The sequence below is a fragment of the Nocardia sp. FBN12 genome (assembly GCF_054031145.1).
Map to the genome: position 1 here is coordinate 4,515,052 of NZ_CM132926.1, position 14,134 is coordinate 4,529,185.

13 protein-coding genes are annotated in these 14,134 nt (G+C 67.2%); 12 read left to right on the forward strand and 1 reads right to left on the reverse strand.

The window, feature by feature from the left end; all coding sequences use genetic code 11:
• Positions 1–80 precede the first annotated feature (80 nt).
• From ACWZHB_RS21435 to ACWZHB_RS21445, 3 genes are all read left to right on the forward strand, one after another.
• A complete protein-coding gene (locus ACWZHB_RS21435; protein WP_393341410.1) occupies positions 81–1,478 on the forward strand; it encodes an acyl-CoA dehydrogenase family protein in 1,398 nt (465 codons plus the stop codon).
• Between the two features lie 29 nt (positions 1,479–1,507).
• Positions 1,508–2,722 (forward strand): acyl-CoA dehydrogenase family protein, encoded by a 1,215-nt coding sequence (locus tag ACWZHB_RS21440; protein ID WP_427903630.1) that lies wholly within the window; start codon positions 1,508–1,510, stop codon positions 2,720–2,722.
• A 173-nt stretch (positions 2,723–2,895) separates the two neighbouring features.
• A complete protein-coding gene (locus ACWZHB_RS21445) occupies positions 2,896–3,924 on the forward strand; it encodes a TIGR03617 family F420-dependent LLM class oxidoreductase (RefSeq protein ID WP_427903631.1) in 1,029 nt (342 codons plus the stop codon).
• A 21-nt stretch (positions 3,925–3,945) separates the two neighbouring features.
• On the opposite strand, the gene ACWZHB_RS21450 is transcribed toward ACWZHB_RS21445, so the two are convergent.
• The gene (locus ACWZHB_RS21450; RefSeq protein WP_427903632.1) at positions 3,946–4,908 is read right to left on the reverse strand and encodes a DUF5996 family protein; all 963 of its coding nucleotides are present in this window, start codon (positions 4,906–4,908) and stop codon (positions 3,946–3,948) included.
• Between the two features lie 223 nt (positions 4,909–5,131).
• Between ACWZHB_RS21450 and ACWZHB_RS21455 the strand changes: the two genes are divergently transcribed.
• The 9 genes from ACWZHB_RS21455 (at position 5,132) to ACWZHB_RS21495 (ending at position 14,073) form a co-directional block, all read left to right on the forward strand.
• Positions 5,132–6,115, forward strand: a complete 984-nt coding sequence (locus ACWZHB_RS21455) for an AurF N-oxygenase family protein (protein WP_427903633.1) — start codon at positions 5,132–5,134, stop codon at positions 6,113–6,115.
• A 74-nt stretch (positions 6,116–6,189) separates the two neighbouring features.
• Entirely contained in the window at positions 6,190–6,492 is a 303-nt protein-coding gene (locus ACWZHB_RS21460) for a type II toxin-antitoxin system Phd/YefM family antitoxin (protein ID WP_427903634.1), read from the forward strand.
• Positions 6,489–6,866 (forward strand): PIN domain-containing protein, encoded by a 378-nt coding sequence (locus tag ACWZHB_RS21465; RefSeq protein WP_378953027.1) that lies wholly within the window; start codon positions 6,489–6,491, stop codon positions 6,864–6,866. Before ACWZHB_RS21460 ends, ACWZHB_RS21465 begins: the two co-directional genes overlap by 4 nt.
• Before the next feature lie 165 nt (positions 6,867–7,031).
• Entirely contained in the window at positions 7,032–7,664 is a 633-nt protein-coding gene (locus ACWZHB_RS21470) for a hypothetical protein (protein ID WP_427903635.1), read from the forward strand.
• A gap of 99 nt (positions 7,665–7,763) precedes the next feature.
• The gene (locus tag ACWZHB_RS21475) at positions 7,764–8,258 is read left to right on the forward strand and encodes a helix-turn-helix domain-containing protein (protein WP_427903636.1); all 495 of its coding nucleotides are present in this window, start codon (positions 7,764–7,766) and stop codon (positions 8,256–8,258) included.
• A gap of 111 nt (positions 8,259–8,369) precedes the next feature.
• Positions 8,370–9,992 (forward strand): acyl-CoA synthetase, encoded by a 1,623-nt coding sequence (locus ACWZHB_RS21480; protein ID WP_427903637.1) that lies wholly within the window; start codon positions 8,370–8,372, stop codon positions 9,990–9,992.
• Positions 9,993–10,124: 132 nt separating this feature from the next.
• Positions 10,125–11,783 (forward strand): acyl-CoA synthetase, encoded by a 1,659-nt coding sequence (locus ACWZHB_RS21485; protein ID WP_427903638.1) that lies wholly within the window; start codon positions 10,125–10,127, stop codon positions 11,781–11,783.
• 55 nt (positions 11,784–11,838) lie between these two features.
• The gene (locus ACWZHB_RS21490; RefSeq protein ID WP_427903639.1) at positions 11,839–12,399 is read left to right on the forward strand and encodes a hypothetical protein; all 561 of its coding nucleotides are present in this window, start codon (positions 11,839–11,841) and stop codon (positions 12,397–12,399) included.
• A 219-nt stretch (positions 12,400–12,618) separates the two neighbouring features.
• Positions 12,619–14,073 (forward strand): PepSY-associated TM helix domain-containing protein, encoded by a 1,455-nt coding sequence (locus ACWZHB_RS21495; RefSeq protein ID WP_427903640.1) that lies wholly within the window; start codon positions 12,619–12,621, stop codon positions 14,071–14,073.
• Positions 14,074–14,134 lie beyond the last annotated feature (61 nt).

Genomic DNA, 14,134 nt, shown 5'->3' on the forward strand with positions numbered 1-14,134 from the left:
TTCTTACTCCGGAGTAAGATAGTCTTACCGAGGAGTAAGATAGGTGGGGTCGAAGGCACCCCGACAGCCGAGGAAATCAGGTGATGATGAGCACTCGAGACAGCGCGACGAAGCGACGTCCGAACGACACGTCCGCGGTCGGTCTCAGCCAGCCCAAGCGGGACTGGATGGGCGCCGCGATGCGCGCTTTGACGACCATTACCGGGTCGGAGCTCGCGGGCAAGTACAACCTGCGCAAGCCGATCGAGCGAGTCACCTACGAGGGCACCAAGACCGGGTTCCGTACCCTGGGCGCGGCCACTCGTACGTTCGCCAAGGTCGCGGGCGGCGGTGAGCCCAAGCGTCTGGTCGACAACGAGTCCAAGACCAAGGACTACTTCGATCTGACCCCGTCCGACGAGCAGCAGATGATCGTCGAGACGGTACGTGATTTCGCGGGCGAGATCCTGCGCCCCGCGGCCTACGACGCCGACAATGCCGCCAAGGCCCCACGCGATCTGCTCGAGCGCGCGGCCGAACTCGGCATCACCCTGATCAACGTGCCCGAGGAGCTCGAAGGCGCGGCTTCCGAGCGCGGCGCCGTCACCAACTCCCTGGTGGCCGAGGCGCTCGCGCACGGCGACATGGGTCTGGCGCTGCCGATTCTGGCGCCGAGCGGTGTCACCGTCGCCCTGTCGCAGTGGGGCACCGACGCCCAGCAGCAGACCTACCTCCCGGCCTTCACCGGCGAGAGCGTGCCGCAGGCGTCCGTGGTGATCAACGAGCCGCGCGCCCTGTTCGACCCGTTCGCGCTGCAGACCAAGGCCGTTCGCTCCCCCAGCGGCTACAAGCTCAACGGCGTGAAGAGCCTGGTTCCGGCCGCGGCCGACGCGGAACTGTTCATCGTGGCCGCCGAGCTCGACGGGCGCCCCGCGCTGTTCATCGTCGAGTCCGATACCGCCGGGCTGTCCGTGGAAGCCGACCCGAGCATGGGTCTGCGCGCCGCGGGCCTCGGCCGGCTGATCCTGGACAACGTGGCCGTCGGCGCCGACGCCGTCCTCGGCGACAGTGACGCCAAGATCCGCGCCGCCGAATACGGCGACGCCGTGCAGCTCGCCCGGCTGGGCTGGGCCTCCCTGGCCATCGGCACCGGCCAGGCAGTGCTCGACTACGTGATCCCGTACGTGAACGAGCGTGAGGCGTTCGGCGAGCCCATCTCGCACCGTCAGGCGGTGGCCTTCATGGTCGCCAACATGGCGATCGAGCTCGACGGCCTCCGTCTCGTGACCCTGCGGGGTGCGTCGCGCGCGGAGCAGGGTCTGTCGTTCGCCCGTGAGGCGGCGCTGGCCCGCAAGCTGGCCACCGACAAGGGCATGCAGATCGGTCTGGACGGCGTGCAGCTGCTCGGCGGCCACGGCTTCACCAAGGAACACCCGGTCGAGCGGTGGTACCGCGACCTTCGTTCCGTCGGTGTCGCCGAAGGCATCGTGCTGGTCTAGGCCCGTTTCTCACTTCCAGGAGCCCCCTCATGATCAATCTCGAACTCCCCAAGAAGCTGAAGGCGAGCGCCAACCAGGCCCACCAGGTCGCCTCGCAGATCTTCCGTCCCATTTCCCGCAAGTACGACCTCGCCGAGCACGAGTACCCGGTCGAGCTCGACACGATGGCCGCCATGATCGAAGGGCTCGCCGATTCCGGCACCCAGAAGATCGGTGGCGCCGCGGGCGGCCGTAACGACGAGGCCGCCACCGACATCACCGCGAATGCCAACGGCGGCAACATGTCCGCGCTGCTCAATGCCTTGGAAACGTGCTGGGGCGATGCGGGCCTGATGCTCACCATTCCCTACCAGGGCCTGGGCAACGCCGCGATCGCCGCGGTCGCGACCGACGAGCAGTTGGAGCGGTTCGGCAAGGTGTGGGCCGCGATGGCCATCACCGAGCCGTCCTTCGGTTCCGACTCGGCCGCCGTCACCACCACCGCCACCCTCGACGGCGACGAGTGGGTCCTCAACGGCGAGAAGATCTTCGTCACCGCGGGTGCGCGCGCCACCCACATCGTGGTGTGGGCCTCGGTCGACAAGAGCCTCGGTCGCGCCGCGATCAAGTCCTTCGTCGTCCCCCGCGACGCTCCGGGCCTGTCGGTGGCGCGGCTCGAGCACAAGCTCGGCATCAAGGCCTCCGACACCGCGGTGCTGCTGCTGCAGGACTGCCGCATCCCCGCCGACAACATCCTCGGCTCGCCGGAAGTCAACGTGGAGAAGGGTTTCGCGGGGGTCATGCAGACCTTCGACAACACCCGTCCTCTCGTTGCGGCCATGGCCGTCGGCGTCACCCGCGCCGCGCTCGAGGAACTGCGCACCGTCCTCACCGAGGCGGGTGTCGAGATCTCCTACGACACCCCCGCGATGAACCAGTCCGCCGCGGCCGCCGAATTCCTGCGCATGGAAGCCGACTACGAATCGGCCTACCTGCTCTCCCTGCGCGCCGCCTGGATGGCCGACAACAAGAAGCCGAACTCCCTCGAGGCCTCGATGTCGAAGGCCAAGGCGGGTCGCACCGGCACCGACGTCACCCTCAAGGCAGTGGAACTCGCCGGCACCATCGGCTACTCCCAGCGCACCCTGCTCGAAAAGTGGGCCCGCGACTCGAAGATCCTCGACATCTTCGAAGGCACCCAGCAGATCCAGCAGCTGATCGTGGCTCGCCGCGTGCTCGGAAAGACCAGCGCCGAACTGAAGTGAGCTGATAGTCGACGAACCGGTGCGAGTCATTGCGACTCGCACCGGTTTTTCGTTTCCGGGCGGAGATCGGCGTTTGCCAGATCGGCCCGGGGTCGGCTCCGCGCGCGATACGGTGAGGGCCGAATCGTTTCGCGCTGTCACGAACACTGACGGCCGGACGGCAGACGACGGTGATGGGATTCGTGGCGTTGAAGATCGATACAACGTTGACCGGCTGGCTCGCCACGATGGGCAAGGATGCCGCGGCCGCCGAGAGCGCGGGGTACGCGGGCATCTGGACGTTCGAGGGGGCGCACGACCCGTTTCTGCCGCTGTTGCTTGCCGCCGAGCACACCGAGCGGGTGGAGCTCGGTACCTCGATCGCGGTGGCGTTCGCCCGGAACCCGCTGTTGCTCGCCACCATCGCCTGGGATCTGCAGGCCTACTCGCGCGGACGGTTCGTTCTCGGCCTTGGTAGCCAGATCCGCGCGCACATCACCCGGCGCTACTCGATGCCGTGGAGCCGACCTGCCGATCGGATGCGCGACATGGTGCTGGCGGTGCGTGCCATCTGGACGAGCTGGGAGCAGGGTGGGCGGCTCGACTACCAGGGTGAGTTCTATCAGCACACCCTGATGCCGCCCCTGTTCCGTCCCGCGGCCGCCGAGGTGGCCGGGTTCGGGCCGCCGCCGATCTATCTCGCGGGCGTGGGGCCCGCGATGACGGCGGTCGCGGGGGAAGTCGCCGACGGATTCATGTCGCACCCGTTCTGCACTCCGAGATTTCTGCGCGAGGTGACCCTGCCCGCCCTGACGCAAGGCGCGACGCGCGCGGGGAAACCGGTGGGCGACATCGTGATCCACCATTCGGCAATGGTCGCGACCGGCAGATCGGCGAGCGAACTCGCCGCGGCCAGGCAGGCCATCCGCAAGCAGTTGGCGTTCTACGGATCGACACCGGCCTACTGGCCGATCCTCGAGCTGCACGATCGGGCCGACCTCGGACCCCGGCTGAAAACGATGTCCAAGACCGGGGAATGGGATCGGATGGCCGACCTCATCGACGACGATTTCCTCGATGCCGTCGCGATCACCGCCACCGACCCCGTCCGCGCGGCCGCGCAACTACACGAGCGCTATGACGGCATCGTCGAGCGGCTCGGATTCAACACGCCCTATCGGGTCGACCCCGTGCTGCTGACCGAACTGTTGCGGGAGTTGTGATTTCGCACCAGGCGAAGGCGGTCAGAGCGCGGTGGTGTCGTCGAGGTGCAGGCGGCGGTCGAGGCGGTGCGGGTTGACGTCGAGCAGCGCGCGGTCCCACCCCGCCAGCTCGGCCGCGGAGGCGTACGTGGTGTCGAGGAAGTGCAGCAGGGTGGCGTCGGGGTCGGGCGACTGTCGAACCACCTCGTAGGGCAGGACGAATTCGCCCAGGGTGGAATCCCATGCGGCGCCGTCGGGCCCCGCGGGACGGGCGGAGTAGCCGTCGGGGGCTGGGTAGGAGTAGGCGTAGAAGGTGCCCTCCGCGCCGCCGGGCCAGAAGCCGGCGCTCGCGCATTCGCGGGAGTAGGCCTCCTCCATCACCCAGTCGGCGCAGTGGGGCGCGCCGCCGGGGTGCAGGGGCGCTGTGCGGCCGGAGAAGCGGGTACAGGCCAGGTCGAAGGAACCCCAGAAGAATTGCACCGGACTGGATTTCCCGGCGAAACCGGCACGCCAGAGCTGGAACACCCGCTCGATCTGAACGAGCTGCTGCCAGAAGAGGTGGACGGCGTCCGCGTCGTAGGAGTGGTGGGTGGTGTCCTCGGCGAACGGGATGGCCGGGTCGACTTCGTTGGGTGAGGCCTCGATGTCGACCACGATGTCGAGTCGGCCGAGCACGTGGCCGAGTTCGGCGTAGAAATCGGCGACCGTGCGCGGGCGCAGGGCGATCGTCGCGTGGCGGCCGTCGCTGCTGCGCAGGACGAGTTCGTGGTCGGCGAAGTCGAATTCGATGTCGAGCAGGCGGCCGTCGACGGGAATCGCCCCGGTCGCCATTCCGCGGGCGCTGACCGCGAACGTGACATTCCACCAGTGATTGACCAGCGGTGTCCCGGCCATTTTCAGCTTGCCGACGATCTGCGACCACATATGCAGGGTGTCGCGGGTGTCGGACCAGGAATCGACGCGCAGGGTCGGCCAGACGGCCTCGGCGGGAGTGGAACGTGCCATCGGAATCCTCGCTCTCTCGGTGCGAGACCCCGAGGGTCCCGCCCGTTCACAGCCAGGTGCGCTGGCTGACTGGTCAACCGTTCGGGCGTGTCCTGCGACGTTTCATCGTACGTCGGCGCTGGTAGATCGCGCCGCAAGGGCGGACACCACCGCCAGCGGGGTTGTGTGAGACTCCGAGTCTCATATAACGTAGGGCTGCGCCACACCAAAGGAGACACCGCTGATGCTGTCGACAGTCAAGAACACCGCCACCGATCCCGAGTACCACGAGATCCTGCGCAACCTGTCCGAAGGCTCGGTCAACCGGCACTTCGACCCCTACGTCGACATCGACTGGGAATCCCCGGAGTTCGCCGTACACCGCGACGATCCGCGCTGGATCATGCCCGAGGAGGACCCGCTCGGTCGCCACCCCTGGTACAAGGCCCAGCCGATCGAGAAGCAGATCGCCATCGGCATGTGGCGCCAGGCCGGCATCGCCAAGGTGGGCCTGGATTTCGAGCAGCTGCTGATCCGCGGGCTGATGCAGTATCTGGTGTCGGTTCCCAACGGCGACCCGGAATTCCGGTACATCACGCACGAGGCTGCCGAAGAGTGCAACCACACGATGATGTTCCAGGAGATGATCAATCGCATCGGCTATCGCGATGTGGTCGGCATGGGCACCATCGATCGCAAGCTGACGATGGCCATCTGGCCCGCGGTGAAGTATTTCCCCGAGCTGTTCTTCACGATGATCCTCGGCGGCGAGGAGCCGATCGATCACCTGCAGAAGTCGCTGCTGCGCGCCGGCGTCGACCTGCACCCGATGGTGCAGCGAGTCATGCAGATCCACGTGGCCGAGGAAGCCCGCCACATCTCCTTCGCCCACGAATACCTGCGGCGCAATGTGCCCGGCATGAACCCGATCACGAAATCGGTGCTCTCCGTGGCCTTCCCGATCGCCATGCGGGTGATGCTCGACATGATCATGACGCCGCCGAAGGAATTCGTCGAGAAGTTCGACATTCCGGCGGAGGTCATGCGCGACGCGTACTGGAACAGCGAGGAATCGCAGACCACGATGCGCAATATCTTCGGCGACGTGCGGGCACTGGCTACCAACAGCGGCCTGATGAACCCGGTCGCCAAGCTGACCTGGCGCCTGCTCGGCATCGACGGCCCGGTCACCCGCTACCGCAGCGAACCTGCCCGCAAGGTTGCCTGAGCGACGTCCCGCCGGAGTACCGTTCCGGCGGGACGTTGGGCAGCGGGACTGTACACCACGATGTACAGTTGACTATGGCCGATTACGACAGTGTGCCGCTGACCGAGTTACGCGGTCAGCTCGGTAGTGTTTTCGACGGGGTGTCCGCGAGCGGACGGCCGGTGATCGTGACGCGGGAGGGGAAAGAATTGGTCGCGGTGGTACCTGCTGAGGTGTTGCGGCACGCGGCGTTGCCGCCCGCGTACTTCAACGATGATCTGCGCGAACAGATCCTGGGCAAACTCGACGCCAGGATCACCCAGCATTCCGCGGAAGACATCGCCGAGGCGGAAGCCAAACTGACCAAGCTGATGGGCGCGCTGGACAGTCGCCAGTGAGCGTCGCCGACCACACCGCGCTCACCTCGCTGGCGTTGTCGCCGCTGTTCGGGCAGGTGATCATGCGCCAGTTCACCCAGCAGCGCCGAATCCTGGTGGTGCCCACCGTGAGTCTGATGGCCGCGATGCGCGCCGTCGACAACATCGACGAACTCGGGCGCCTGCTCGACAATCGCGTCGCCGTGCGCTGGGCCGAACTCGACGCCCCCACCGCGATCCGCATCGGCACCACCGTGCCGATCGCCGACGACCACCTCGACTGGCCACTGATCGCGCCCGTGGTGTTCACCGCGCAGAATCTGGATATGCCGGTCCTCACCGCCAAACCCGAGCTGTATCGCGGCTACAAGGTCGAGATCGCGAACATGCCGTAATCAACCCTCGAGGCCCTGAACTCGACTTTCCCGGGGTAGTGACAGATCCCACATCCGGTATCGGTACCGTGCACAGGTGGTCGGCGGCTGATAGCCCGACCGACTCACACAGCGGACGAATTACCAGGGAAAAGCTAGACCAGGAACACTCGAGGAGAGCTGGTTATGCATCATCTGAGTTTCATGCGTCGCTTCACCACCGCGGTAGCCGTCACTTCGGCCGCCGTCGCCATCGTTTTCGCGGGCCCCGCGGTCGCGGACCCGACGCCACAGACCGTCGATGTGGCCGCGGCCGTCGCGCAGCTGCGTACGTCGGTGGCGAACAATCCAGGCGCACTCGCCGCCCTCGACAAGCTTGCCGCCGACGGCACGGTCGATGTCGCGCTGCCCGCGCAACCGTTCCAGATCCCGGCGACCTCCGATATCGGCCAGAACGGCGGCGGGCCAGGGGTGTACGGCTCCGGTATCGCCCTCGATATCGACGGCTTCCGCCTCGGCTTCTTCGGCGGACCCGGCACCATCTCGCCCAATCAGGGCGGCGCCAAGCTCGAGGTCATGTGGCTGAACCTGTCCAACGGGCAGAGCGGCACCGCGGTCCTGAGCGAGCACATGGACGTGCCGGTCGACACCACCATCCGCACCGCACCGCTGAACAGCGGTGGCGGGATGGTCGTGGCGGCGGTCTACGGCAACCTGTGGCACCGCTGGTCCGTGCCGGTCGACGAGGCACACCCGGACGGGTTCGCCTACAAGCTCGGCACGATCCAGCAGCCGTCGTTCGGCGCCGTCACGCGTTAACTCTCGTCCACGACGCACCCCGGTACCAGACGGACCCGGGGTGCGTCGCTGTTTCGATGATGCAGCGCAACAGCTTCGGTGTGGCGTAGGTTGACCGGCGTGGAGGATCTGGTCGACCGACTCGAAGAATTGGAACGGCGGGTTGCCGCCCTGGAGAGCGCGCACCCCGACGACGCGCAGCTTCCGTGGGCGGTGGCACGGCTGCGGCAGGAGTTCGCCGATGCCGGGAAACGCACCGGCGGTGTGCTGCTGGCGGGCGCGCTGCAGCTGCCGACCGGCGAGCGTTTCGATTGGCAGGAGCAATACGCCACCGATGCCATCGTCGGCGATGTGTGGACCATCGAGGCCGCCAATTGCCTTGCCGCACTGGCCAACCCGGTGCGCCTGCGGCTGTTGCAGGAGATCGTCTACGGACGAAGGACCGCCGCCGATCTCGCCGCCATCGAAGAACTCGGCACCTCGGCCGATATCTACCAGCACCTGCGGCAGCTCGCGGCTGTCGGCTGGTTGCAGACCGCGGGCCTCGGTCGTTTCGAGGTGCCGGAAGGCCGACTCGTCCCGCTGCTCGCGGCACTGGCGGCCGCGCAGCGCTGATCTGGGCGATCTTTCGGGAGATGTCCCAAATGTCCGGATAGACTACTGTGATACACGGCACATCGACTGCTACGGTGAGCGTCGAATGATCAATGCTGCGGAGGTAGTCGCGTGAACCTGTCACATCTGCTCGAAAGCGTGAAGGCGATCGGAGTGCTGCGCTCACGTGGCGTCTCCGATCCCAAGACACCGCTCGAGACCCTGCGGACGATGAAGGAATCGAAGATCTACGGCCCGCAGGCCACCCTCGTGCGCCATTCGGCTCGTGTCGCCCCCGATCAGGTGGCCCTCGTCGACGAACGCGGTGAGCTCACGTACCGCGAACTCGACCAGCAATCCACCGCCATCGCCCGCGGCCTGCGTGAAACGGGCATCGGCGAGGGCACGGTCATCGCCGTGCTGGCGCGCGATCATCGCGGCCTGATCATGTCGATGATCGCGGCGGGCAAGCTGGGCGCGCGGATCGCGCTGATGAACACCGGCTTCGCCAAACCCCAGTTCGCGGAGGTGTGCGCACGCGAGAACGTGCGCGCGGTGCTGCACGACAGCGAGTTCCTCGGCCTGCTCGACGCACTGCCCGCCGACCTGCCGCGCTACCTCACCTGGGTCGACGAAGGCACCGCACTCCCCGCTGGTGCCACCACATTCGACGATCTCATCGCGAACAACTCCACCGAGGACCTGCCCGCACCGAGCAAGCCGGGCGGCTTCATCATCCTCACCAGCGGCACCACCGGCCTGCCCAAGGGCGCACCGCGCACCAAGGTGACGCCGATGGCCACCGCCCAGTTCGTCGACCGCGTGCCCTTTCCCAAGCGGGGCACCGCGATGATCGTGTCGCCGATTTTCCACAGCACGGGTCTCGGCACCTGGCTGGTCAACACGATCCTGTCGAACAAGATCGTCATGCGCCGTCGTTTCGACGCCGAGGCCACCCTCGCCGCGATCGCCGAGCACAAGGTCGAGATGCTCGTGTGCGTGCCGACGATGCTGCACCGGATGACCGAACTGCCCGCCAACGTCCGCGCGAAGTACGACCTGTCCTCGCTGAAGGTCATCCTGTTCGCCGGTTCCGCGCTCACCCCGGAGCTGTGCATCAAGGCCACCGAGGCCTTCGGTCCGGTGCTCTACAACCTCTACGGGTCGACCGAGGTGGCCATCGCGACCATCGCGAACCCGGCCGAGCTGGCCGAAGCGCCGGGCACGGTCGGCCGTTCGCCGATCACCTGCGAGGTTCGCCTGTACGACGACCAGGACCAGCTGGTCAAGACTCCGGGCGCCCGTGGCCGGATCTTCGTGCGCAGTGGCGCGCCGTTCGAGGGCTACACCGACGGCAGGCACAAGCAGATCATCGACGGGTTCATGTCCAGCGGCGACATGGGCCACTTCACCGACTCGGGCCTGCTCATGGTCGACGGCCGCGATGACGACATGATCGTCTCCGGTGGCGAGAACGTGTACCCGCAGGAAGTCGAGAACCTGCTGGTCGAGCGGCCCGAGGTCTTCGACGTGGCGGTGATCGGCGTCGACGATCCGGAATTCGGCAAACGTCTGCGCGCCTTCGTGGTCCTCGAAGAGGGCCACACTGTCGAGGCCGCTGAACTCCAGGCGCACGTCAAGGCGAACCTGGCCAGGTTCAAGGTGCCGCGCGAGGTGATCTTCCTCGAGGAACTGCCCCGCAACGCCACCGGCAAGATCGTGCGCCGCACCCTCATCGACTATGAGATCTCCTAGGAATCAGCCCTCCTTACTACGGAGTAGACAGCGCGGCCGGATTGCTTGCTAGTGTTAGCAGCAGCACTGGATCTCGAAGACGCGGTCCGGCCTGCGGTTCTGCGTGGGCTCGGTCTGCCGGAAGGCTGTTCGATGTCTCTGTCTCTCCCCGCGCTCGGTGGTACTGCCCGGCGTGCCGGTGACTTCGCCCTCGGCGTCAAAGTCATGGTGGATCGCAAGCTGTTCAACCCGCTGCGCCTCGACCACGCTGCCCGATCGTTTCGCAATGTCTCCAAGTTCGGCCCGTTCGCCGGTGTGGTCATGCACGCCGCCCAGAGCAGGCCGGACGCGGGCGCGATCGTCGACGAACTGGGTGAGATCACCTTCGGCGAACTCGACGCGCAATCCAACGCCTTCGCCCGCGGCCTGCGTGCGAACGGGATCAACGAGGGCGACGTGATCGCCGTGCTGGCCCGCGACCATCGCGGCATGGTGTTGAGCCTGCTCGCGGCGGGCAAGCTCGGCGTGCGCGCGGTGCTGATGAACACCGGCTTCGCCAAGCCGCAGTTCGCCGACGTGGCCGCCCGCGAGAAGGTCAAGGCGGTGCTGCACGACAGCGAGTTCATGGATCTCATGAGCGCCATCCCCACCGAGATCCCGCGCGTGCTCACCTGGGTCGACGAGGCGCACGGGGTGGATCCGTCGATTCCGACCGTGGCGACGCTGTCGGCGGATCGGTCGACCACGCCGGTCGCCGCGCCGAGCAAGCCCGGCGGCATGGTGATCCTGACCAGTGGCACCACCGGCACCCCCAAGGGCGCACCGCGCGACAAGGTGAGCCCGTTCGCCTCGGCGCAGTTCGTGGATCGGGTGCCGCTGCCCAACAACGGCACCATGATCATGGCGGCGCCGATCTTCCACGGCACCGGCCTGTCGCAGTTCACCCTCGGTCTGGCCCTCGGCAATCGGGTCATCTTCCAGCAGCGCAAGTTCGACCCGGAGCAGACACTCGCCAATGTGGTGAAGTACCAGGCGGATTCGCTGGTCGTGGTGCCGACGATGCTGCAGCGCATCCTCGATCTGGACGAGCAGATCCTGGCGAAGTACGACCCGTCGACGATGAAGGTCATCTTCGCCGCGGGCTCGGCGATCGCGCCCGACGTGGTGACCCGCACCCTCGACTACTTCGGTGATTCGCTCTACAACCTCTACGGCTCCACCGAATGCGCGGTGATGACGGTGGCCACCCCGGCGGATCTGCGCAAGGCGCCGACCACCGCGGGCAAGGCGCCGGTCGGCATCCGGATCGTGCTGCTCGACGAGAACCGCAAGCCGATCACCGCGCCGAATGTCACCGGAACGATCTTCGTGGACAACGGGTTCGCGTTCACCGGGTACACCGACGGGCGGACCAAGGAGATGGTCGACGGGATGATGTCCAGCGGCGACGTCGGCCATTTCGACGCCGACGGCCTGCTCTTCATCGACGGCCGCGATGACGACATGATCGTTTCCGGCGGCGAGAACGTCTTCCCGCTGGAAGTGGAGAACCTGATCGCGGGCCGCGCCGACGTGTTCGAGGCCGCGGTGGTCGGCGTCGACGATCACGACTACGGCAAACGCCTGCGCGCGATCGTGGTGCCCGGCCCGGAATCCAAGCGCGACGCCAAGGAGATCAAGGACTTCGTCCGCGAGAACCTGGCCCGCTACAAGGTGCCGCGCGAGGTGATCTTCGTCGACGAACTGCCCCGCAACGCGACGGGAAAGCTGCTGCGCAAGCCGCTCGTCGAGATGGCCGTCGAGGCGGACTGAGGCTCGTTCGGCCGTCTGACCTGGGCGGTCGACGGGCGTCGACTATCATCAGCGCGTGATCATCGGGTTCGAGCAGGCGCCCGCGCCGTCGCGTGCCGTCGGTGCGCGGCTGCGTGGTGCCTGCGCGGGCTCGATGTCAGCAGCGCTGTCGCTGGCGGCGCACGGGATGGCCGCCGGTGGGTCGTTGCCTGGTAGCACCGCGATCGTGTTGCTGGCGGCGGCCTCGGCGGTGGTCGGGGCGCTCGTCGCCGGCGTGGGTCCGTTGCGCAATGGCGCGGTCGGGTTGGCGACGGTGCTGCTGGGCGGTCAGCTGATCGGGCACACCACGATGAGCTGGTCCGGGCACTCGCACTCGGCTGACGACTCCCTCGGACTCGGCATGCTCACAGCCCACACCATCGCCGCGATCGTCGCGGCCGCGGTGATCGTTGGCGCCGAAGCCGCGTACCGGGTCGGCAGCACCGTCCTGGCGCGGATCCTTCCGCTGCGCTACCGCACTCCCCGCATCCCCGACCCGGCGCCGTCGCGCCTGGTCCACCGCGACCGTGTCATCCTGCGAATCTTCGCCACGCGGTCGCTGCGCACCCGCGCTCCCCCGCTCGCGATTCCTTTCTGAACTCTCCCTCATCCCAGTGCACAGACGTGTCGTCCTGCGCTGTCCGCATACCTGCCCTCGTTGTCGACCGTTCGGCACGCTGACGCCACCTCTGAGCCATGTCTCCAGAGGTGAACGCCGTGTGCCGCCGAGCGGGCAGGTGATCCCTGTCGATACCGACGGACGGCCGGACATCTTCGCGCGCACTGGGGCTTTCCGGTACTCGAGAAATGAATCACTATGAGCATCACGGACATTCGTCCGGCCGAGGAGAACTCCCCCTCGGCACCACCGGCCTCCGGTGACCGTCCGCGTTCCGGCGCACGCCGGGGGTTACGCCTCTATCCGCTGGCCATGCGCCTGCACTTCTACGCGGGGATCTTCGTCGCCCCGTTCATCCTGATCGCCGCGCTCACCGGCGCGCTGTACGCGATCGCGCCGACGATCGAAGGATTCGTCTCGCGTGAGCTGTTGCAGGTCGAGACCAGCGGGCCCGACCAGGCCTTGTCCGCGCAGGTCGGCGCGGCCGTCGCAGCTCGGCCGGACCTGACGCTGGTGGCCGTCGCCCCTGCCCCGAACGACGGCGACACCACTCGTGTCCTGTTCAACGACCCGGCACTCGGCGACTCCGAGCGGCTCTCGGTGTTCGTCGACCCGCACACCGCACAGCCGGTCGGCGAGTCCGTGGTGTACGGCAGCGGCGGCGCGCTGCCGCTGCGCACCTGGCTCAGCGAGTTCCATCGCAGCCTGCGGCTGGGCGAGCCCGGCAGGCTCTACAGCGAATTGGCCGCGTCATGGTTGTGGGTGATCGCGCTGTTCGGGCTGGTGCTGTGGGTGCACCGGGTGCGTCAGCGCCGGGATCGCCGGTCCGCGCGGTGGTTGCTCCGGCCGGATCTGTCCCAGACCAGGCGTCGAAAGATGAACTGGCACGGCGCAATCGGTGCGTGGATTCTGCCTGTGGTGCTGTTGCTCTCGGCTACCGGCATGACGTGGTCGACCTATGCGGGCGAGAACGTCACCACACTGCGCGAGGAACTGAGCTGGACCACCCCTGCGGTGAGCGTCGCCCTGCCGGGCACCGGTGCGGCACCCGCCCCGAGCGAGCACCACAGCGCGGGCCACACCGCGCCCGCGCCCGTCGACCCGGCGGCCAGGATCGCCCAACTCGATCGCGTGTACGCCCTAGCTCGTGCCAACGGCATCACGCAGGGCGCCGAGATCGCCGTCCCCGCAACACCGGAGCGGGCGTTCGGGATCAAGGAACTGCGCCTGCCCGGCACCTACTCCATCGATTCCCTCGCTGTCGACGGCGAGTCCGGCGCGATCACCGACCGGCTGGCCTACGCCGACTGGCCGCTGATGGCCAAGCTCACCAACTGGGGCATCGCATTCCACATGGGACTGCTGTTCGGCCTGGTCAATCAGCTGCTGCTGCTCGCGATCATGGTCGGCCTCGTCACGGTGATCGTGCTGGGCTACCGCATGTGGTGGCAGCGTCGCCCGGCGCGCCGGCCGGCGCTACCCGTCCCGCCTCGCCGCGGGGTGCTGCGCCGTACCTCACTGTGGATCACCGTTCCGGTGGTGGCCGCGGCGGTCGCGATCGGCTGGTTCATGCCGTTGATCGGGGTGAGCCTGCTCGCTTTCCTGCTCATCGATGTCGCCTTGGGACTCGCCGCGCGCGTCGAGAAGGTGTAACGCACGGCGGAGTATCGAGGAAACATCCCATGTAACCCACGTCCCTCGATGATCGGAGCTC